Raw genomic sequence first — 17,837 nt, forward strand, 5'->3', positions numbered from 1 at the left:
TATCCGAACGATCGTGCGCTTCTTCAAACGCAATCGTCGCCCGGTTGCAAGGCGGCGGGCGGCGCGCGCACCGGAAAGCGCCGGCTCCGGACAGGTCTAGGACCAGACGGCGTGGAAGTGATGGACCGGCCCGTGCCCCGACCCCACCGCGAGGCTGTCCGCCGCCACGAGGGCGGCCGTGAGGTAGGCCTTGGCCTCCGCCACCGCCTCCGGCAAAGCCAGGCCCTGGGCGAGGCCCGCCGCCACCGCGGCCGAGAGCGTGCAGCCGGTGCCGTGGGTGTTGCGCGTCGCGATCCGCGGTGCCGACAGGGTCCGCAGGGTGCCGTCCGCCGTGACGAGGTGGTCGATGCTCTCGCGCCCCGCGCCGTGGCCGCCCTTGATCAGCACCGCCCGGGCGCCGAGAGCCACGAGTCGCCGCGCCTGGGCCACGATCGCCGCCGCGTCCGCGGCGACGGCCTCGCCGAGGAGCACCGCCGCCTCCGGCAGGTTGGGGGTGATCAGGTCGGCCCGCGGCAGCAGCCGCTCGCGGAGCGTCGCCACGGCCGCGTCGGTGATCAGCCGATCGCCGCTGGTGGCGACCATCACCGGGTCCAGGACGACCGAGATCGACCCGGCGTGGCGCTCCAGGCCCTCGGCGACCGCCGCGATCACCGCGGTCTGCGACAGCATGCCGATCTTCACGGCCTTCACGGCGAGGTCGGAGAACACGCTGTCGATCTGCCGGGCGACGAAGTCCGCCGGCACGTCGTGGATGCCCTGGACGCCCGTCGTGTTCTGCGCGGTCAGCGCCGTGATCACGCTGGCGCCGTAGACGCCCAGCGCCGAGAAGGTCTTGAGGTCCGCCTGGATGCCGGCGCCGCCGCCGGAATCCGAGCCCGCGATCGTCACCGCGATGGGCGCGGCGCCGCTCATCGGGAGCCGGCCCGTTCCGCCAGGGCGGCGTCGATCCGCGCGCGCAGGTCGCGGGCGCGCTGGCGCACCGACTCGGCGCCGAACAGGGCGGTGATGACCGCGACGCCGTCCGCCCCCGCGGCGACCACCGCGGCGGCGTTGTCGAGGCCGATCCCCGCGATGGCGCCCAGCGGCAGGCCGGCCCCGCGGGCGAGGCGGGCGCGGAAGGCGATGCTGGCGAAGCCGTCGAGGCCCACCGGCGGGTCGGGATTGTCCTTGCTGGTGGTGGCGAACACGCCGCCGATGCAGGCGTAGTCGACGGGCAGCCGGTACAGCTCGTCGGCCTGCGCGGGCTTCTTCAGGGTGAGGCCGATGATCGCGCCCTCCCCCAGGAGCCGGCGCGCGTCGGCCGGGTGGAGGTCGCCCTGGCCGAGATGCACCCCGTCCGCGCCCGCCGCGAGGGCGAGGTCGACGCGGTCGTTGACGAGGACCGGGACCCGGCCGCCCACCGCCTCTAGGATCGCCCGGATCCGCGCCAGGGCAGCCCGGGCATCGGCGATGTCCTTCTCGCGGTACTGGAGCAGGGTGCAGCCCCCCGCCACCGCCTCGGCGCCGAGTTCCGCCAGCCGCGCCCCGTCCGCGCCGCAGACGCCGACGTCGAGCAGCCCGTAGAGCCGCAGGTCGACGGCTCGGCTGCGGGGCTCGGTGGATGTCGCCGGGGAAGTCGCCGGGGAAGTCGCGCTCGCTGGCATCGCTGTGATCGCTCGATCCGCCTCGGCCGGCCCGGTGCCGGCCCGCCCGGAACCCCTGTTTGGGCAGCCCACGCGGCATTGGCAAGCGGCGGCCCCGGCAGGCGGCGCGGCGAGCGGGCCGGGTCGGCTCCCTCATACAGCGGCGTTGACGCGCGGCGATCCTGCCCCCCTATAGGTGGGATCCGCTACGGCGCATCCCGGGGACGGACGGTCGAGGAACGATGAAGGGTGCCGCGGCGCAGACGGATGCGCGCGGGGGGCAGGCCCCGCCGGAGCGCTCCTCCGTAGGCCTCGTCGCGGTGATCGTCGCCGCGACCAAGGGAGAGCCGCGCGCCCTGACGGTCCGGGTCCCGGACCAGGCGCCCGGCCGCGGCGACGGCCTGCCGGCCGGTCCCCTCGTCCCCGAGCACGCCACCCTGGAGCGGGGTCTGCGCGCCTGGGTGGAGCGGCAGACGCATCAGCGCCTCGGCTACGTGGAGCAGCTCTACACCTTCGGCGACCGCGACCGCTCCGGCACGGCGACCCTGTCGGGGGTGCACTCGCTCTCGGTGGCCTATCTGGCGCTCGTCCGCGAGGAGCGGCCGGCGGGGATCGCCGAGGCCGCGTGGCAGAACTGGTACCGCTACCTGCCCTACGAGGATTTCCGGCAAGGGCGGCCGCGCCAGCTCGACGCCATCGAGGCGCGGCTCGCCGCCTGGGCATCCGAGCCCGAGGATTGCGCCACCCGCACGCGCCGCCTGGACCGTCTCGGGCTGACCTTCGGCATGAACGGCGGCACGTGGAACGAGGAGCGCGTGCTGGAGCGCTACGAATTGCTGTTCGAGGCCGGGCTGATCCCGGAGGCGCGGGGCAATCCGGGCCCGGCCCTGCCGAACGATCCGACCGGCGTGCCGATGGCGTTCGACCACCGGCGGGTGCTCGCCACCGCGATCGGCCGGCTCCGGGGCAAGATCAAGTATCGCCCGGTGGTGTTCGAATTGATGCCGCCGGAATTCACCCTGCTGCAGCTGCAGAAGACCGTGGAGGCCCTGTCGGGGACGCAGCTGCACAAGCAGAATTTCCGGCGCCTCGTGGCCCAGCAGGGGCTGGTGGAGGAGACCGAGAGCGTCACCAGCGGCGCCGCCGGCCGCCCGGCGCGGCTGGTGCGCTTCCGCCGGGAGGTGCTGCTGGAGCGCCCGGCCCCCGGCCTGCGGCTGCCGTCCCGGCGCGCGGNGGGGTGACGGCGGCGGTCAGTCCCGCCGCGCGAGGGTGCCGAGCCCGCTCGCGTCGAGCGCGTCGACCGTCACGGTGGCGGCCCGGCCGTCGCTCCCGATCGCGAAGCGGACGGCGGAGGGGCGGTCGGGCGCCTCCGCGTCCGGGAAGCTGAGGAAGAGGTCGCGGTCGAAGTGCCGGAGCGGGTAGCGGCGCGCGCCCCCGGGGCCGACCGTCAGCGTCAGGGCGCCGTCCGCCTCGGTCACCACGGCCTCGCCGACATAGGCGTTGGCGTAGCGCCCCGCGTAGGCCGACGGCGCCAGGGGCGCGGAGGGCGGCGCCGGCGGCGTCCCGTAGGCCGCCTTGTCGGCGGCGATGCCCGGCGCGAACAGGGTCTCGTAGGCCGCGCCCCAGGCCTGCACCCAGTCGCGGCCGACGCGGCCGTCGAAGACGAGGTCGGCGAAGCTGTCGGCCAGCCCTTCCGGCACGCCGGACGGGAAAGCGTTGGTCAGGACGAGGATCCCGAGGCCGGCCTCGGGATGGATCGAGACGAGCGTCTGCGCCCCGACGCTGAAGGCGCCCGCGTGGCCCCAGACGAGGCCGTGGCGGCCGTACTCGACGTTCCAGCCGAGGCCGTAGAAGGACGCGCCGCCGGTCACGGGATTGCGGCCGCGGGCCGTGAGCGGGACGTGCGTCTGCGCCAGGGCCGGGGCCTCGACGCGCTGCGCGCCCTCGAAGCGGCCGCTGCCGATCACGAGCCGCAGCCAGCGCGCGAGGTCGCGGACAGGGGCGCTGACGCCGCCGGCCGGGGCCTGGGCGTCGGGATCCCGCTCGACCTCGGCGGTCCAGACGCCGCCGGCCCGGACATGGAGCGCCGCGCGGTCGGTCCGGCTCAGGAACTCCGCGTGGGTCGTGCCGGTGGCGGTCATCCCGAGCGGCCGGAACAGCCGGTCCCGGGCCACCGCCTCCCAGGGCTGGCCGGTCGGCCTCGCGGCGGCGACCGCGCCCTCGGTGAAGCCGAAATTGCTGTAGGCGTAGCCGGCGCGGAAGCTGGAGGCGGGCGGCGCGAGGCGGAGCCGGTGCAGGATCGCGTCGCGGCCGAAGCCGATCGCCTCCAGGTCGTCGCCGGCGGTCCCCGGCAGGCCGCTGCGATGGTTCAGAAAGTCGCGCACCGTGACCTGCGCGGTCGGGTAGGGCTCGCGCAGCTGGAAGGCGGGATCGAGATCCGCGACGCGCGAATCCCAGTCGACCACCCCCTCGCCCACCAGGGCCGCCACGATCGTCGCGGTCACGGGCTTGGACAGGGAGGCGATCTGGAAGACGGTGTCGGGGCCGACCGGATCCGTCTTCCCGGCCTGCCTGAGGCCGTATCCCTTCAGGAGGAGCGTCGCGTCGCCGAGGACGACCGCGATCGCGAGGCCCGGCACCGCGCCCGCGTCGACGGCCCGCTGCGCCAGCGCCTCCAGCGCCGGCAACTGCGCCTCGACCTGCGCCCGCGTGAGCGTCCCGGCGGATCCGGCTCCGGGCCCGGCCGCGATCAGGCCGAGGGCGAGGCCCGCGCGGACGAGGCGCCGGCGCGATCGGGCCCGCTGCATGAGTCGTCGATCCCGCCTGAGAGAGTTCGGACGACGAGAGTGGCATCGTCGGGCCGGCGAGATCAATCACGCCGGCACGGATCGCGCCTCATATGCGCGCGGCGGGCCGGTGGAAGGTGGACGAAGACTGTCCGAGAACCGGACCGGACGTCTCGGCCGGGCTATCGGAACGGGTCGGCGTCGGGTGCCGGCTTCACGCCGTGGAGCATCCGGTACAGCGTCCATTCCTCGACGATCTTCCGGCCCGGAAGGGCGCACAGCCCGATCGTGCCGCCGTCGGGCAGCTTCGCGAGGATCGATCGACCGTCCATGGTCGCGCAGAAGGCCGAGGCCGGGTTCTCGAGCGCGAAGGCCGGTCGCGGTCCGGCCAGGGCGGCCCCGACACAGGCGGCGCAGACCGCGAACGCACTGACAAGCCTCACGGCGCCTACTCCCGATGGCACGACCGGCAGACCGATACCCCGCTCCGGCTGAACGGGGCCGGCGCGGTCCGTTCAGGACTTCGCGGGCGCGCTGGCCGGGCCCGGCCCCCGCCCTGTCCTACCCGTAGGTGTGGTCGTCGGCCGGGAACCGTCCGGCCCGGACCTCCTCGGCGTAGGCCTTCACGGCGTCCTCGATGTGGGTCCGCAGGCTCCCGAACTGGCGCACGAATTTCGGCGTGCGCTCGGACAGGCCGAGCATGTCCTCCAGCACCAGGATCTGCCCGTCGCAGACCGCCGAGGCGCCGATGCCGATCGTAGCGGCGGTCACGCGGGGCGAGGACGCGATCGCCCGCGCCACCGGCTCGACGATGCCCTCCAGCACGATCGCGAAGGCGCCGGCCTCCGAGATGGCGCGGGCATCCTCCAGCAGGCGGCGCTCGTCGTCCGGCCCCCGGCCCTGCACCTTGAAGCCGCCCATCGTGTTCACCGCCTGCGGGGTGAGTCCGATATGGCCCATCACCGGCACGCCGCGCTGGACGAGGAACGCCACCGTCTCGGCGAAGTGGGCGCCGCCCTCCAGCTTGATCGCGCCGGCGCCGGTCTCCTTGAGGACCCGGGAGGCGCTGAGGAAGGCCTGCTCCCGGCTCGCCTCGTAGGAGCCGAACGGCATGTCGACCACGACCAGCGCCTTCTGCGTGCCGCGGATCACCGCCTGGGCCTGGAGGATCATCATCTCCAGGGTCACGGGGATCGTCGATTCCATCCCGTGCATGACCATGCCGAGGGAATCGCCCACGAGGATGAAGTCGCAGTAGGGATCGACGATCCCGGCCGTGTGGGCGTGGTAGGCGGTGAGCGCGATGATCTTGCGCCCCTCGGCCTTGCGCTTGCCGATATCGATCGCCCGGAGCCGGCGGGACTGCACGACCTGCGACATGGTTCAGACCTCATTCCGTCCACCGCGGACGGGGCGGAGGCGCCCTCTCCCGTCCGGGAGCGGGCGCGCGTCCCGCTTCGCGATCCGCGTTCCGCGGCCCCTGCTTACAACGCCCGGCGCCGCGGGTCAGCGCCCCGCCTGCGGCTCGGCGCCCGCCTTCCAGTCCGGATCGACCTTCAGGTTCGCGGTCTCGTGCTTCTCCTGCCAGCCCTCGACGCCCTGGGGGAACCAGCGCACGCCGGTATAGCCCTTCCGCACCAGCCGCTTGGCGGCGTTCCAGCTGCCCCAGCACTCGACGTGGCAGAACACCACGATGGGCTTGGCCGTGTCGCTCCCGGTCAGCGCCGCGACGCGGGCGTAGAACAGCGCCTCGCGCGCCGGCGCCAGGGGCTCGGCGCCGGCCTCCGGCATCCAGACGGCGCCGGGGATCGAGGGATGCACCGGCAGCCACAGGCGGCCCTCCGGGAAGTTCGATGGCTTGCGGTCCGGCGCCGCCACGTCGAGCAGCACCGGCTTGTCGGGCCCGGCCATCAGGGCGGCGACGGCGTCGGCGTCGACCACGGCGGCGCCCTTGAGGGTCGGGGGCGTGTAGCCCTTCGGGGGGCCGGCGTAGAGCCCCTCCGGCTCGGGCACGTTCACCGGGGAATCGGCCGGCGCCGCGGCGAGGCAGAGGAGCGCGGCGCAGGCCGCCGCGGCCCGGCCGGTCAGGAGGAGGCGCCGCATGGTCAGTTCGTCGGGCTCGGCGCCGTGAAGCTGTGCTGCCACTGGCCGCCCTGGTTGTCGGAGGCCGCGACCTGGATCGGCTTGCCGTCCGGCTTGAGCGCGAAGTTGATCACCGGGTTCGAGGCGATCGAGATGTCGCCCGTCATGGTGAAGACCTTCCGGTCGCCCGCCGAGACGGTGACCTTGTCGATGTAGCGCGCCGGCGTGTAGTCGCGGGTCACCTGGTTCATCTGCATGCCGGAGAAGTTCGGGTGGCGGATCATCAGCGTCGCCTCCACGGGCTTGCCGGCCGCCGTCTCGGCGAACTTCATGCGCATGTCGCCCATGCCCTTCATGGCCTCCTCGTCGCTCATGCCCATCGGGGCCGAGCAGCCGCCGGAGGCCTTCACGAACTGCTTGGCCTCGTAGAGCTTGCCGTCCGTCGTCTCCACCACGGCGTGCATGTCGGTGTAGTTGTTGACCCGCACGCGCAGCTTCAGCTCGGCCGGGTCGGCGGCCGGCCCGAACTCGAACTTGGCCGCGTAGGGCGCCGGGTTGTCGTCGATGATCAGCGAGACCGCCTTGATCTGCCCGTCGTTGGGCATGGTCAGGGTGATCGGCACCAGCGCGGCGTCGAGCGCCCGGGCGGGCGCCTCGATCTTCACGAGGCTGTCGGTCGGGGCGATCTGGCGGTCGCCGAAGATCGACTTGGCGATCTCCTGCCAGCGGGCCGCCCGCTCCTGGTCGGTGTCGGAGGCGCCGGCCGCCCGCGCGGCGCCGGCGAGCGGTCCCGACAGGGCCGTCGTCGCCAGGACGAGGCCGAGGGCGAGGGTGGAGAAGGTCTGTCCGATCCTGTGCGTCATGGCGTGCCTCCCGATCGATTCGGATATGGGGATTTTGAAACCTATTCCCACTCGAGTTCCTGGTAGGCCACGGTGACGTTGCGGCCGTTGTAGGTGTCGAACAGCGCCCACTTGTCGCGCTGGTCCGCCGCGACGCTGGTCACGGCCTTCTCGATCGGGACGTCCTTGGCGATCGCCGCCCGGGTGCCGTCGCGCAGGGCGGTCAGGTAGCCGGAGAGGTCGGCGAGCGCCGGGGCGAGGTCGACCGCGACGGGGCCGTGGCCCGGCACGGCCCGGGCGGGACCCATGGCCTTCAGCCGCTCGATCTCGGCGAGCCAGCCCTTGAGGCTGCCGTCGAGGGAGGGGATCCGGTTCACGAACAGCAGGTCGGCGGGGAACAGCAGGCCGCTGCCGGAATCGATCATCGACAGGTCCGAGGTGGTGTGCGCCGGACCGTGCGCCGTGAAGGTCAGGCGGCGGTCGCCGAGGTCGATCTCGGCCGTGTCGGCGACGGTCATGGTCGGGTAGACCACCGGCCCGGTCCGGTCCTCGCCGAGCAGATCGATCAGCCGCTTGCGGTAGAACTCGCCCCGGGCCGCCAGCGCCTCGGTGAGCTTGGCGTGGCCGATGAAGACCGGCTTGTCCTGGACGAAGGCCCCTGCCCCGAAGACGTGGTCCGGGTGGACGTGGGTCAGCACCACGTGGGTGATCGGCTTGTCCGTGCGCTTGGCGATCTCGGCGCGCAGCCACTGGCCGTCGGCGAGGCTGCCGCCGGACTCGGTCACCACCACGCCGGTCCTGCCGACGAGGAAGCCGATATTGGCGATGGCGTCGGCGTTGTCGGGGGTGGCGTCGGCGATCAGGCCCTTGCGCACGTACAGGCCGGGCCCGACCTCCTCCATCGTGAAGCTCTCGGCGGCGCGGCCCAGCGTCGGCAGGCAGCACAGGCAGAGCCCCGCGAAGAGGGCGTGCCGCCGCGTCGGCCCGGCGGCCTGCCTCCGCGGATGGACGGCGCGTGCCGTCATGCCGAAACCTCCCGATCTTGCCCGTTCTTGATTGTCTACCATTAAGTAGGTAGATTACTCGTCCGTCAAGGGGCCGCCGGGAGCCGGTCCCCGCCGCGGCCGCACGTTCGCGTGACTTCGTGCGATGATGGGGGCGAGTTTGGAGCGACGATCGCCGCGATGAGGGATACCCGCGCCGAGTTGCTGATGCAGGCCGAGACCCTGGTGCGGGGCCGCGGCTTCGCCGGCTTCAGCTACGCCGACCTCGCGGCGGCGGTGGGCATCCGCAAGGCGAGCATCCACCACCACTTCCCCACCAAGGTCGATCTCGGCGCCGCCCTCGTGGCGGCCTACGCGGCGCGCTACGCCGCGGCCCTGGAAGCGATCCGCCGGGACGTGCCGGACGGCCCCGGCCGGGTCGAGGCCTACGGGCGGCTCTATCTCGGCGGCGTCGAGCAGGGGCTCGGCTGCCTCTGCGCGGCGCTTGCCATCGAGGGCGAGGCCCTGCCCGAGCGCCTGCGCCGGGACATCGCGGCCTTCTTCGCGGACCACCTCGCGTGGCTTGAGGGCATCCTGCGCGCGGGCCAGGCGGACGGCAGCGTGCGCGGCGGCGCGGATCCGGCGGCGCTCGCCCGCTACGTCGTCGCCACCCTGGAGGGGGCGCTCCTGATGGAGCGCCTGTTCGCGAGCCCCGACGCCTTCCGGGGGACGCTGGCGGTGCTGGTCGACGGCCTCAGGCCGCAGTGAACCGGGCGTAGCCGTCCGCCCGCAGGCGGCAGGCCGGGCAGGTGCCGCAGCCGTAGCCCCAGGCATGCCGCTGCCCGCGCTCGCCGAGGTAGCAGGTGTGGCTCTCCTCGACGATCAGGTCGACCAGCGGCCGCCCGCCGAGGCTCTCGGCCAGCTCCCAGGTCTGCGCCTTGTCGAGCCACATCAGCGGCGTGTGCAGCACGAAGCGCCGCTCCATGCCGAGATTGAGCGCCACCTGCAGGGCCTTGATCGTGTCGTCGCGGCAATCCGGGTAGCCGGAATAGTCGGTCTCGCACATGCCGCCGACCACGTGCCGGAGCCCCCGCCGGTAGGCGAGCGCCGCCGCGAAGGTCAGGAACACGAGGTTGCGGCCGGGCACGAAGGTGTTGGGCAGGCCCGACGCCTCGTAGCCGATCGCGGCCTCCCGGGTGAGCGCCGTCTCGGAGACCTGCCCGAGGGCGTCGAGGGCCAGTGTGTGGTCCTCGCCGAGGCGGGCCGCCCAGGCGGGATCGAGGGCGGTCGTGCCAGCCCGCAGGGCCGCGCGGCGGTCGAGCTCGACCCGGTGGCGCTGCCCGTAGTCGAAGCCGAGGGTCTCGACGTGGTCGAACCGGTCCAGGGCCCAGGCCAGGCAGGTGGCCGAATCCTGTCCCCCGGAGAACAGGACCAGCGCGGCGCGGTCCCCGGCGATCGCGGCGTCACTCGCCATCGTACTCGGCCCAGGACATCGGGGTCTCGGCGACCCGCACCCGCGCGAGGCCCGGCAGGTCCGGCCGGAGGCGCTGCCAGATCCAGGCGGCGATGTTTTCGGCAGTTGGGTTCTCCAGCCCCTCGATCTCGTTGAGGCAGTGGTGGTCGAGCCGGGCGAGCAGCGGCCCGAAGATCGACTCGATGTCGTAGAAGTCGATCACCCAGCCGGTCTGGGGATCGACCGGGCCGGCGACCGTCAACTCGACCCGGTAGGAATGCCCGTGCATCCGGTGGCAGCGGTGGGTCTCGGGCACGTTCGGCAGCCGGTGGGCCGCCTCGAAGGTGAAGGCTTGGGTGATCTTCATGGACGGTTCGCGGGTGTGGCCGATCTCGCCCCCGCCATAGCGCCGACGGGCGGTCCCGCGCAAAGGCGGGCTGCCCTGCGTTCGGCGGCGCGCCCGGGGATCAGGCCCCGGCGCCGGCCTCCGACCACTGTGCGTACCACGCCTTGAACAGGCGCAGCTGCGTCTCCGCGTAGTGGCGCTGACCGGCGCTGAGCGCGTCGGTGGCGTTGAAGTGCAGCGCGTATTCCGGGTTCCCCTCCAGCACCATCAGGTGCTTGTAGTAGAGGACGAGGTCGGTCCCCTCGTCGAAGCTCGACAGGATCGCCAGCGCGGCGTCGAGTTCCTCGGCCCGGCGCCGGGCCCGGACGTCGCCCGCGGCGGCCTTCTCGCACAGGGCGACGAGGTGGAGCACTTCCCGCGGCAGGACGTTGCCGATGCCCGTGATGGCGCCCCGGGCGCCGCAATTGACGTAGCCGTGCACCACCTGGGTATCCACCCCGACCATCAGGGTGATGTCGGGCGACTGGCCGGTGATGTGCTCGGCCGCGTAGGTGAGCGAGGCCGCGCCGCCGAATTCCTTGAAGCCGACGAGGTGCGGGTGGTGGGCGCGCAGGCGGAAGAACAGGTCCGCCCGGGTCTCGAACCCGTAATAGGGGCTGTTGTAGATCACCGACGGCAGGTCGACGGCCGCCTCCAGGATGCCGCCGAAATGCGCCTCCTGGGCCGCGGCCGAGCTACCGCGCGACAGGACCCGCGGGATGATCATCAGGCCGTGGGCGCCGGCCGCCTTGGCGTGGGCCGCGAGCGCCGCGGCCCGCTTCGGGTTCTGGGCGCCGGTCCCGACGATCACCGGGACGCCGGCGGCGAGCAGCCGCTCGACGCCCGCCATCCGCTCCTCGTCGGTGAGCAGCGGCCAGTCGCCCATCGAGCCGCAGTAGACGACCGCCGACATGCCGGCATCGACGAGCTCCCGTCCCTTGCGCGCGAGGGCGTCGAGGTCAGGCGTCCGGTCCGGCCGGCAGGGCGTCATCAGGGCCGGGATCGTGCCGGAGAAGATGTGTCGATCGAAGGCCATCGCCGGCTCGCCTGCTGGGAGGTGGGATCGTCCCGGCCGGCCTCGCGGGCCTCGCGGGGCGGCACGCCTCTCCATGGCAGCGCCGCGCGGGTCTGGCAAGGATTTTATACAATCGCCGTCGCGTGGGCCGGGCCGGGCGCGGCGCCGAGGAACGCCATCAGCGCGGCGGCGACGTGGTCGATATGGTCGGTCAGGAGGGCGCGGGCGGCCGAGACGTGGCCGTTCCGGCACAGCCGGACGATCTCGCGATGCTCGCGGTCGGCCCGCTCCAGCTCGGCGCTGTCGGTGGAGAGCTGGAGGCGGGTGTAGCGGTCGCACTCGGCCAGCAGGGAGCCGACCAGCCCGAGGGCGCGGGGGCGCTCCGCCCGGCTGTAGAGGAGCAGGTGCAGCTCCGTGTTGAGGGCGCCCCAGCGCGCCGTCGCGCCCGCCCGCAGGGCCACGGCGTACTCCTCCAGCAGGGCGTCGGCCCGGGCGTAGTCGTCGGCGGTCAGGCGGGGTGCCGAGAGGGCCAGGAGGCGCGGCTCGAGGGCGCCCCGCAGCTCGAGGGCCTCGGCCGCGTCCGCCGGCGAGAGCGGCGCCACCATGGCCCCGCGATGGGGCAGGATCCGGACGAGGCCCTCGGCCTCGAGCTGGAACAGGGCCTCGCGCACCGGGATCCGGCTGGCGCCGAATTCCGACGCCAGCCCGTCCTGGCGGAGCTGCGACCCGGCTGGGTAGCGCCCGTCGAGGATGCGCCGCCGGATCTCGGTCCCGATCGAGCCCGCGATGGTCCGGTTCTTCATCGTCTCGCTCCCGGCCGGCACCGGATGCTCCGCAGGACCCTTGACGGCGGAGCTCCGGTATTGAAATTGTATAAAATCAATCGGGCAACGGGCTCGATCAGGACAAGGGTGCCCGCGATGACGCTCTCCCGTCGCCAGATTCTGGCCGGTACCGCAGGCGCGGCCGCCGGCCTCGGCCTCCCGCACCTGGTCCGGGCCCAGCCCGGCGGCGGCAGCGTGCTGCGCTTCATCCCGTCGACACCCCTGCCGTCCCTCGATCCGATCGTCGCCACGAGCTACGTCATCCGCAACCACGGCTATCTCGTCTACGACACGCTGTTCGCCACCGACGAGAATTTCCGCATCCAGCCCCAGATGGTGAGCGACTGGCAGACCGCGCCCGACGGCCTGCGCTGGACCTTCCATCTCCGCGACGGCCTCACCTTCCACGACGGCTCGCCGGTCGAGGCCAAGGACTGCATCGCGTCCATCGCGCGCTGGTCCAAGCGAGACGCGTTCGGCCAGACCCTGGCGGGCTTCGTGGAGGGGTACGGCCAGGAGGACGCGCGGACCTTCACCATCAGCCTGAAGAAGCCGTTCCCCCTGCTCCCGGCGGCGCTCGGCAAGCTGTCCTCGAACGTACCCTTCATCATGCCGGAGCGCGTCGCGCTCCAGGACGCGTCCAAGCCGATCGCCGACGCCACGGGCTCCGGGCCCTGGCGCTTCGAGGCGCGCGAGTGGATCCCCGGCCAGAACGCGATCTACACCCGCCACGCCGGCTACCGCCCGCGCGAGGAGGCGCCCTCCTGGGCCGCCGGCGGCAAGGTCGCGAAGGTCGACCGGATCGAGTGGCTCGCCATCACCGAGGCCTCGGCGGCGGTGGGCGCGATGATTCAGGGCGCGGTCGACTGGTACGAGCAGCCGGCGATCGACCTGATCCCGGTCCTCAAGGGCAAGCCGGGGATCGAGATCCGCAACGTGCCGCTCGGGCTGATCCTGCTGATGCGGTTCAACCACACGCAGCCGCCGTTCAACAATCCCGAGATCCGCCGGGCCGTGATGATGGCCATGAAGCAGGACGACTACATGCAGGCGGTGGTCGGCAGCCCCGAATACTACCAGGAGGCCAAGACCTTCTTCACGCCCGGCTCGCCGATGTCGACCGGGGCCGGCGGGGCCGCGGCCATGCAGGCGGACCTCGCCAAGGCCAAGGCGATGCTGGCCAAGGCCGGCTACAAGGGCGAGCGCGTGGTGCTGCTGGCCCCGGCCGACCAGCCGATCGCCTACAACCAGTCGCTGGTGACCCAGGACCTGCTCAAGCAGCTCGGCATGACCGTCGATCTGGTCTCGACCGACTGGGGCAGCTTCATCGCCCGCCGCGGCAATCGCGGGCCGGTCGATGCCGGGGGCTGGTCCCTGTTCCACACCCTCTGGTCGGGGGCGGACGTGCTGAACCCGGCGCTGCACCCGTTGATCCGCGCCAACGGTCAGGCCGCCTGGTTCGGCTGGCCGGACGACCCGACGCTGGAGACCCTGCGGAGCGACTGGATCGCGACCAGCGACGAGGCGCAGCAGAAGGCGCTCGCCGCGCGCATCGAGGAGCGGGCCTTCGAGGTCGTGCCCTACGCCCCCGCGGGCCTCGTGCAGCAGCCGATGGCGGTCAGCGCGAAGCTCAAGGGCATGGTCATGGCGCCGGTGCAGTTCTTCTGGAACATCGAGAAGACCGCCTGATCAGGGCGCTCCCGAGGACGGTTCGTCTTTGCGAGCGCAGCGCAGCAGCCCAGGGCAGCGGGCCGCTGATGGGCGTGGCGCCGCTGGATTGCTTCGCTCCACTCGCGAAGACGCGAGGGTGCGGATGCCCCTGCGTCTTCAGCCCGCGCCCTTCTCGGACACGCCGGCCTGCGCGAAGGTCGCCATGCCGGTGTGGCAGGCGAGCGCGCCCTTCAGCAGGCCCATCGCCATGCCGGCGCCCGAGGCCTCGCCGAGGCGCATGCCGAGCGCCAGCAGCGGCACCAGCCCGAGCCGCTCCAGCACCTCGGCGTGGACGCCCTCCGCCGAGACGTGGCCGGCGAGGCAGTGGTCGAGGGCGCCCGGGTCGGCGGCGTGCAGCACGGCCGCGGCGGCGGTGGCCACGTAGCCGTCGATCACCACCGGGATGCGCTGCAGCCGCGCGGCCAGGATCGCCCCCGCCATGGCGGCGATCTCCCGGCCGCCGAGGCGCGCCAGGACCTGGAGCGGGTCGTCGAGGTGGCCGGCATGGTGATTGAGCGCCGCCTCCACGGCCGCGACCTTGCGGGACAGGCCGTCCCCGTCCACGCCCGTGCCGCGCCCGACCCAGTGGGCGGGGTCGCCGCCGAACAGGGCGGCGTAGAGGGCGGCCGCCACCGTGGTGTTGCCGATGCCCATCTCGCCGATGCCCAGGCAGTCGGTGCCGGCGGCCACCGCCTCCATGCCGAACGCCATGGTGGCGACCGTGGCGCGCTCGTCGAGGGCCGGCCCCTCCGCGATGTCGCCGGTGGGCATGTCGAGGGCGAGGTCGAACACCTTGAAGCCGAGGCCGTAGGCCGCGCAGATCTGGTTGATCGCCCCGCCCCCGGCGGCGAAGTTGTCGAGCATCTGCCGGTTGACCGCGTCCGGGAAGGCCGAGACGCCGCGGCGCGTGACCCCGTGGCTGCCGGCGAAGACGCAGACCAGCGGCCGGTCGAAGGTCGGCGGCGCCTTGCCCTGCCACGCCGCCAGCCACGTCACGAGGCTCTCCAGGCGCCCCAGCGCGCCGGCGGGCTTGGTCAGGGTCGCGTCCCGGGCCGCGACGGCGGCCTTCGCCTCCGCGTCGGGGCCGGGCATGGCCTTCAGCAGGTTGCGGATGTCGTCGAAGGGGCCGGGTTCGGGAGCGGTCATCGGGTCGGTCACCGGGTCGGTCATGGCGGCGATGATTTCCTGTGGGCGCCTCCGGACGGGGAGACTATACGGGAGCGGCGCGCGGTGGCGGGCGGATGCGAGAGGCCGCGATGGACAGGCAGACCGGCGGGGAGGCCGACTGGCCCGGGCGCGGCGCCCTCTACGACCTCGCCGGGTGCCTGCGCTTCTACTCCCGCCTGCCGGTGCCGCAACTGCCCGGCGAGCCGGACCCGCACCGGAGCCCCGACTTCACCACCCTGCCGCGGATGCTGCCGCTGGCCGGCCTGATCCTGGCGCTGCCCGCCGCCCTGGTGCTCGCGGCCGGCTGGGCCGTCGGGCTCGGGCCGTTCCTGGCCGCGACCCTCGCGGTGGCGGTCGCGGTGGTGGCGACCGGCGCCCTCCACGAGGACGGTCTCGCGGACGTCGCCGACGGGTTCGGCGGCGGCGCCACGCGGGAGCGCCGCCTGGAGATCATGCGCGACAGCCGGATCGGCGCTTACGGCGGCGCGGCCCTGGTCCTGGCGCTCGCCCTGCGGATCGGCGCCCTGGCGACGCTCCTCGACCGGATCGGCCACGCGGCCGTGACCGGCCTGATCCTGGCGGCCGCCCTGTCGCGGGTCGCCGCCCTCGCCCCGATGGTGCTGCTGGCGCCGGCGCGGCCGGGCGGCCTCTCCGCCTCGGTCNCGGCGCGCTGCTGGCGCTCGGCGCCGTGCCGCTCGGCCTGCCCCTCGGCGGGGTCGCGCTGATGATCCCGTGCGCCGGCCTCGCGGCCCTGGGCCTCACCCGGCTGGCCCGCGCCAAGATCGGCGGCCAGACCGGCGACGTCATCGGCGCCTGCCAGCAGGTCGCGGAGATCGCCGCCCTGCTGGCCCTGGTGGCGGCGACGGCGGGCGTGGCGGATTGAGGGAGGCCGCCCGTCTTGACCCGGCCCCGATCCCGCGGCCAAGGATCAGCGATGCCGCCCGCGCCGCAACCCTCCTCGCCCTGCACCAAGGTCTGCGTCCTCGACGCCGCGACCGGCCTGTGCTGCGGCTGCGGGCGGACCCGCGACGAGATCGCCGCCTGGGCCGCGCTGTCGGAGGCGCAGCGCCGCGCCGTGATGGCGGGGCTCGCGGCCCGGATGCGCGCCGCCCGGCTCACGCCCCTGGAAGCGCCGCTGCCGTCATGATCTATCTCGGCCTCGCGGCCCTCGCCCTGGTCCTCGTCGCCCTGGTCCTCAGCGACGGCAGCGACAGCGTCGGCGGCGTGATCGGGCCCGACCAGCTGGCGAGCCTCGCCTGGACCGGCACGATCCTGCTCCTGGTGGTGGCCGGGTTCTGGCGGCAATTCACCGCCCGGCTCGGCGCGAACCTGCAGGCGCTCCTGGCCTGGGCGCTGATCGGCCTCGCCCTGGTGATCGGCTACAGCTACCGCGACCGGATCCAGGACGTCGGCGCCCGGGTGCTCGGCGATCTCCGGCCGGGCAGCGCGGCCTCGAGCGGCGACGGCTCCGTCACCGTCACCCGGCGGGCGGACGGCGATTTCCGGGTCGACGCCGAGGTGAACGGCCGGGTGCAGCCCTTCCTGTTCGACACCGGGGCGAGCAGCGTCGTGCTCACCGCCGAGAACGCCGCCGCGCTGGGGCTCACGCCCGCGCCCGCCGAGTTCACCGCCCGCGTCTCGACCGCCAACGGCATCACCTACGCGGCGCCGACCCAGCTCGACTCGCTGAGCATCGGCACGATCACCGAGCGCCGGGTGAACGCCATGGTGGCCAAGCCGGGCGCTCTCTCGGCGAACCTCCTCGGCCAGACCTTCCTGTCGCGGCTCTCCGGCTACGAGGTCCGGGGTGACCGCCTGATCCTGCGCCGGCCCTGAACGGGCCGCCGCTCAGGGGGCTTAGGCCGCGCGGGCCTCGGGCGCGGCGCGGGAGACCAGCGCCACCGCCTCCCGCAGGGTCGCGAGGTCGGCCTCCGGGCGCATCCCGTGGGTCGACAGGTGGCGCCGGTAGGCCCGCGCCCCCGGCCGGCCGTTGAACAGCCCGAGCATGTGCCGGGTGACCGCGTGCAGGCGCTCGCCCCGGGCAAGGCAGGCGGCGATGTAGGGCTCGAACATCGCCACCGCCGCGAAGGCGTCGGGGGCCGGGGCCGGTACGCCGAACAGGTCGGGGTCGACGCCGAGCAGCAGCGCCGGCTCGGTATAGGCGGCGCGGCCGACCATGACCCCGTCGACCTCGGCGAGCCGCGCCCGCGCGGAATCCAGGTCGCGCAGGCCGCCATTGACCGCGACCGGCAGCCCGGGAAGCCTCCGCTTCAGCCGCGCCGCCCGGCCGTAATCGAGGGGTGGGATGTCCCGGTTCTCCTTCGGCGAGAGGCCCTGGAGCCAGGCCTTGCGAGCGTGGACGATCAGCCCGTCGACGCCCGCCGCGACCACGGCGTCGGCCAGGGTGTCGAGCGCCGCTTCGGGATCCTGGTCGTCGACACCGATCCGGCACTTCACCGTCACCGGCACGGCGACCGCGGCCTTCATGGCGGCGACGCAGTCGCCCACCAGGGCCGGCTCGCGCATCAGGCAGGCGCCGAAGCGGCCTTCCTGCACCCGGTCCGAGGGGCAGCCGACGTTGAGATTGACCTCGTCGTAGCCGAACTCCGCGGCGATCCGGGCGGCCTGCGCCAGCTCCGCCGGGTCCGAGCCGCCGAGCTGGACCGCCACCGGGTGCTCCGTCTCACCGAAGCCGAGCAGCCGCTCCCGCGGGCCGTGCAGAACCGCGCCGGTGGTCACCATCTCGGTATAGAGCCGGGCGCGCGCCGAGAGGGTCCGGTGGAATGCCCGGCAGTGGCGATCCGTCCAGTCCATCATCGGGGCGACGGAGAAGCGCCATCCCGCCAGTGCGCCGCGTTCGTCAGCCGCCGTCACGTTCCCAGATCCGCGCTGTGCCGTAGGTCCGCCCGCGATGCGTCCCGCCGCGGGCGGCGCGCGCCCGGAATCCGGCAGGTGTCGAGGGAGGCCG

The 17,837-nt window shown here is 73.7% G+C and carries 19 protein-coding genes and 1 pseudogene; 6 read left to right on the forward strand and 14 right to left on the reverse strand.

What is annotated here, in order from left to right; genetic code table 11:
• Positions 1 to 96 precede the first annotated feature (96 nt).
• Together thiD and thiE are read right to left on the reverse strand one after the other, a co-directional pair.
• Positions 97 to 912 carry a bifunctional hydroxymethylpyrimidine kinase/phosphomethylpyrimidine kinase gene (gene thiD / locus MOTC310_RS02510; RefSeq protein WP_331300680.1) on the reverse strand — a complete coding sequence of 272 codons (816 nt, stop codon included), beginning with the start codon at positions 910 to 912 and terminating at the stop codon, positions 97 to 99.
• Positions 909 to 1,643, reverse strand: a complete 735-nt coding sequence (gene thiE, locus MOTC310_RS02515; protein WP_331300681.1) for a thiamine phosphate synthase — start codon at positions 1,641 to 1,643, stop codon at positions 909 to 911. Before thiE ends, thiD begins: the two co-directional genes overlap by 4 nt.
• A 221-nt stretch (positions 1,644 to 1,864) precedes the next feature.
• Here thiE and MOTC310_RS02520 point away from each other — a divergent pair, with 221 nt between their 5' ends.
• Positions 1,865 to 2,863 carry an NUDIX hydrolase gene (locus tag MOTC310_RS02520; RefSeq protein WP_331300682.1) on the forward strand — a complete coding sequence of 333 codons (999 nt, stop codon included), beginning with the start codon at positions 1,865 to 1,867 and terminating at the stop codon, positions 2,861 to 2,863.
• Between the two features lie 9 nt (positions 2,864 to 2,872).
• Here MOTC310_RS02520 and MOTC310_RS02525 read toward each other — a convergent pair whose 3' ends face one another.
• From MOTC310_RS02525 to MOTC310_RS02550, 6 genes are all read right to left on the reverse strand, one after another.
• Positions 2,873 to 4,429, reverse strand: coding sequence for a serine hydrolase (locus MOTC310_RS02525; RefSeq protein ID WP_331300683.1), 1,557 nt, complete (start codon positions 4,427 to 4,429; stop codon positions 2,873 to 2,875).
• A 161-nt stretch (positions 4,430 to 4,590) separates the two neighbouring features.
• Positions 4,591 to 4,851 carry a DUF333 domain-containing protein gene (locus MOTC310_RS02530; protein ID WP_331300684.1) on the reverse strand — a complete coding sequence of 87 codons (261 nt, stop codon included), beginning with the start codon at positions 4,849 to 4,851 and terminating at the stop codon, positions 4,591 to 4,593.
• A 118-nt stretch (positions 4,852 to 4,969) separates the two neighbouring features.
• Positions 4,970 to 5,788 carry a 3-methyl-2-oxobutanoate hydroxymethyltransferase gene (gene panB / locus MOTC310_RS02535; RefSeq protein WP_331300685.1) on the reverse strand — a complete coding sequence of 273 codons (819 nt, stop codon included), beginning with the start codon at positions 5,786 to 5,788 and terminating at the stop codon, positions 4,970 to 4,972.
• A gap of 126 nt (positions 5,789 to 5,914) precedes the next feature.
• Entirely contained in the window at positions 5,915 to 6,511 is a 597-nt protein-coding gene (locus tag MOTC310_RS02540; protein WP_331300686.1) for a rhodanese-like domain-containing protein, read from the reverse strand.
• A 2-nt stretch (positions 6,512 to 6,513) separates the two neighbouring features.
• Positions 6,514 to 7,353 carry a quinoprotein dehydrogenase-associated SoxYZ-like carrier gene (locus MOTC310_RS02545; protein ID WP_331300687.1) on the reverse strand — a complete coding sequence of 280 codons (840 nt, stop codon included), beginning with the start codon at positions 7,351 to 7,353 and terminating at the stop codon, positions 6,514 to 6,516.
• Positions 7,354 to 7,394: 41 nt separating this feature from the next.
• Complete coding sequence (locus MOTC310_RS02550; RefSeq protein WP_331300688.1) at positions 7,395 to 8,357, reverse strand: quinoprotein relay system zinc metallohydrolase 2; 963 nt, start codon at positions 8,355 to 8,357, stop codon at positions 7,395 to 7,397.
• Between the two features lie 159 nt (positions 8,358 to 8,516).
• Between MOTC310_RS02550 and MOTC310_RS02555 the strand changes: the two genes are divergently transcribed.
• Positions 8,517 to 9,083 carry a TetR/AcrR family transcriptional regulator gene (locus tag MOTC310_RS02555; RefSeq protein WP_331300689.1) on the forward strand — a complete coding sequence of 189 codons (567 nt, stop codon included), beginning with the start codon at positions 8,517 to 8,519 and terminating at the stop codon, positions 9,081 to 9,083.
• Here MOTC310_RS02555 and queC read toward each other — a convergent pair.
• From queC to MOTC310_RS02575, 4 genes are all read right to left on the reverse strand, one after another.
• Positions 9,070 to 9,789 carry a 7-cyano-7-deazaguanine synthase QueC gene (queC, locus tag MOTC310_RS02560; RefSeq protein WP_331300690.1) on the reverse strand — a complete coding sequence of 240 codons (720 nt, stop codon included), beginning with the start codon at positions 9,787 to 9,789 and terminating at the stop codon, positions 9,070 to 9,072. The two genes, MOTC310_RS02555 and queC, sit on opposite strands and share 14 nt — an antisense overlap.
• Positions 9,779 to 10,135 (reverse strand): 6-carboxytetrahydropterin synthase QueD, encoded by a 357-nt coding sequence (gene queD, locus MOTC310_RS02565; protein ID WP_091777084.1) that lies wholly within the window; start codon positions 10,133 to 10,135, stop codon positions 9,779 to 9,781. The genes queC and queD overlap by 11 nt, the downstream gene beginning before the upstream one ends.
• 100 nt (positions 10,136 to 10,235) lie before the next feature.
• On the reverse strand, positions 10,236 to 11,189 hold the full coding sequence (locus MOTC310_RS02570; RefSeq protein ID WP_331300691.1) for a dihydrodipicolinate synthase family protein: 954 nt from the start codon (positions 11,187 to 11,189) through the stop codon (positions 10,236 to 10,238).
• A 104-nt stretch (positions 11,190 to 11,293) separates the two neighbouring features.
• Complete coding sequence (locus MOTC310_RS02575) at positions 11,294 to 11,971, reverse strand: GntR family transcriptional regulator (RefSeq protein ID WP_331300692.1); 678 nt, start codon at positions 11,969 to 11,971, stop codon at positions 11,294 to 11,296.
• Positions 11,972 to 12,088: 117 nt separating this feature from the next.
• On the opposite strand from MOTC310_RS02575, the gene MOTC310_RS02580 reads away from it, so the two are divergent.
• Positions 12,089 to 13,681 (forward strand): ABC transporter substrate-binding protein, encoded by a 1,593-nt coding sequence (locus MOTC310_RS02580; protein ID WP_331300693.1) that lies wholly within the window; start codon positions 12,089 to 12,091, stop codon positions 13,679 to 13,681.
• 138 nt (positions 13,682 to 13,819) lie between these two features.
• Here MOTC310_RS02580 and cobT read toward each other — a convergent pair whose 3' ends face one another.
• Entirely contained in the window at positions 13,820 to 14,872 is a 1,053-nt protein-coding gene (cobT, locus tag MOTC310_RS02585; RefSeq protein ID WP_419539849.1) for a nicotinate-nucleotide--dimethylbenzimidazole phosphoribosyltransferase, read from the reverse strand.
• 86 nt (positions 14,873 to 14,958) lie between these two features.
• Between cobT and MOTC310_RS02590 the strand changes: the two are divergent.
• The 3 genes and pseudogenes from MOTC310_RS02590 (at position 14,959) to MOTC310_RS02600 (ending at position 16,705) form a co-directional block, all read left to right on the forward strand.
• Positions 14,959 to 15,752 (forward strand): annotated as a pseudogene (locus MOTC310_RS02590) (adenosylcobinamide-GDP ribazoletransferase).
• Positions 15,753 to 15,803: 51 nt separating this feature from the next.
• Positions 15,804 to 16,016 (forward strand): DUF1289 domain-containing protein, encoded by a 213-nt coding sequence (locus MOTC310_RS02595; RefSeq protein WP_331300694.1) that lies wholly within the window; start codon positions 15,804 to 15,806, stop codon positions 16,014 to 16,016.
• Positions 16,013 to 16,705, forward strand: a complete 693-nt coding sequence (locus MOTC310_RS02600) for a retropepsin-like aspartic protease family protein (protein WP_331300695.1) — start codon at positions 16,013 to 16,015, stop codon at positions 16,703 to 16,705. The genes MOTC310_RS02595 and MOTC310_RS02600 overlap by 4 nt, the downstream gene beginning before the upstream one ends.
• A 21-nt stretch (positions 16,706 to 16,726) precedes the next feature.
• On the opposite strand, the gene dusA is transcribed toward MOTC310_RS02600, so the two are convergent.
• Entirely contained in the window at positions 16,727 to 17,743 is a 1,017-nt protein-coding gene (dusA, locus tag MOTC310_RS02605) for a tRNA dihydrouridine(20/20a) synthase DusA (RefSeq protein ID WP_331289671.1), read from the reverse strand.
• Positions 17,744 to 17,837: the final 94 nt, after the last annotated feature.

Origin of the sequence: Methylobacterium oryzae (genome assembly GCF_036441375.1) — a bacterium.
Lineage (GTDB): Bacteria > Pseudomonadota > Alphaproteobacteria > Rhizobiales > Beijerinckiaceae > Methylobacterium > Methylobacterium oryzae_A.

What these genes read in the sequence shown, in the direction of transcription:
- thiE (WP_331300681.1), bottom strand. Translation starts at nt 1,643, where the DNA reads ATGCCAGCGAGCGCGACTTCCCCGGCGACTTCCCCGGCGACATCCACC.
- MOTC310_RS02545 (WP_331300687.1), bottom strand. Translation starts at nt 7,353, where the DNA reads ATGACGCACAGGATCGGACAGACCTTCTCCACCCTCGCCCTCGGCCTC.
- MOTC310_RS02570 (WP_331300691.1), bottom strand. Translation starts at nt 11,189, where the DNA reads ATGGCCTTCGATCGACACATCTTCTCCGGCACGATCCCGGCCCTGATG.
- MOTC310_RS02540 (WP_331300686.1), bottom strand. Translation starts at nt 6,511, where the DNA reads ATGCGGCGCCTCCTCCTGACCGGCCGGGCCGCGGCGGCCTGCGCCGCG.
- MOTC310_RS02575 (WP_331300692.1), bottom strand. Translation starts at nt 11,971, where the DNA reads ATGAAGAACCGGACCATCGCGGGCTCGATCGGGACCGAGATCCGGCGG.
- queD (WP_091777084.1), bottom strand. Translation starts at nt 10,135, where the DNA reads ATGAAGATCACCCAAGCCTTCACCTTCGAGGCGGCCCACCGGCTGCCG.
- MOTC310_RS02550 (WP_331300688.1), bottom strand. Translation starts at nt 8,357, where the DNA reads ATGACGGCACGCGCCGTCCATCCGCGGAGGCAGGCCGCCGGGCCGACG.
- MOTC310_RS02555 (WP_331300689.1), top strand. Translation starts at nt 8,517, where the DNA reads ATGAGGGATACCCGCGCCGAGTTGCTGATGCAGGCCGAGACCCTGGTG.
- panB (WP_331300685.1), bottom strand. Translation starts at nt 5,788, where the DNA reads ATGTCGCAGGTCGTGCAGTCCCGCCGGCTCCGGGCGATCGATATCGGC.
- MOTC310_RS02595 (WP_331300694.1), top strand. Translation starts at nt 15,804, where the DNA reads ATGCCGCCCGCGCCGCAACCCTCCTCGCCCTGCACCAAGGTCTGCGTC.
- MOTC310_RS02600 (WP_331300695.1), top strand. Translation starts at nt 16,013, where the DNA reads ATGATCTATCTCGGCCTCGCGGCCCTCGCCCTGGTCCTCGTCGCCCTG.
- thiD (WP_331300680.1), bottom strand. Translation starts at nt 912, where the DNA reads ATGAGCGGCGCCGCGCCCATCGCGGTGACGATCGCGGGCTCGGATTCC.
- cobT (WP_419539849.1), bottom strand. Translation starts at nt 14,872, where the DNA reads ATGACCGACCCGGTGACCGACCCGATGACCGCTCCCGAACCCGGCCCC.
- queC (WP_331300690.1), bottom strand. Translation starts at nt 9,789, where the DNA reads ATGGCGAGTGACGCCGCGATCGCCGGGGACCGCGCCGCGCTGGTCCTG.
- MOTC310_RS02580 (WP_331300693.1), top strand. Translation starts at nt 12,089, where the DNA reads ATGACGCTCTCCCGTCGCCAGATTCTGGCCGGTACCGCAGGCGCGGCC.
- MOTC310_RS02525 (WP_331300683.1), bottom strand. Translation starts at nt 4,429, where the DNA reads ATGCAGCGGGCCCGATCGCGCCGGCGCCTCGTCCGCGCGGGCCTCGCC.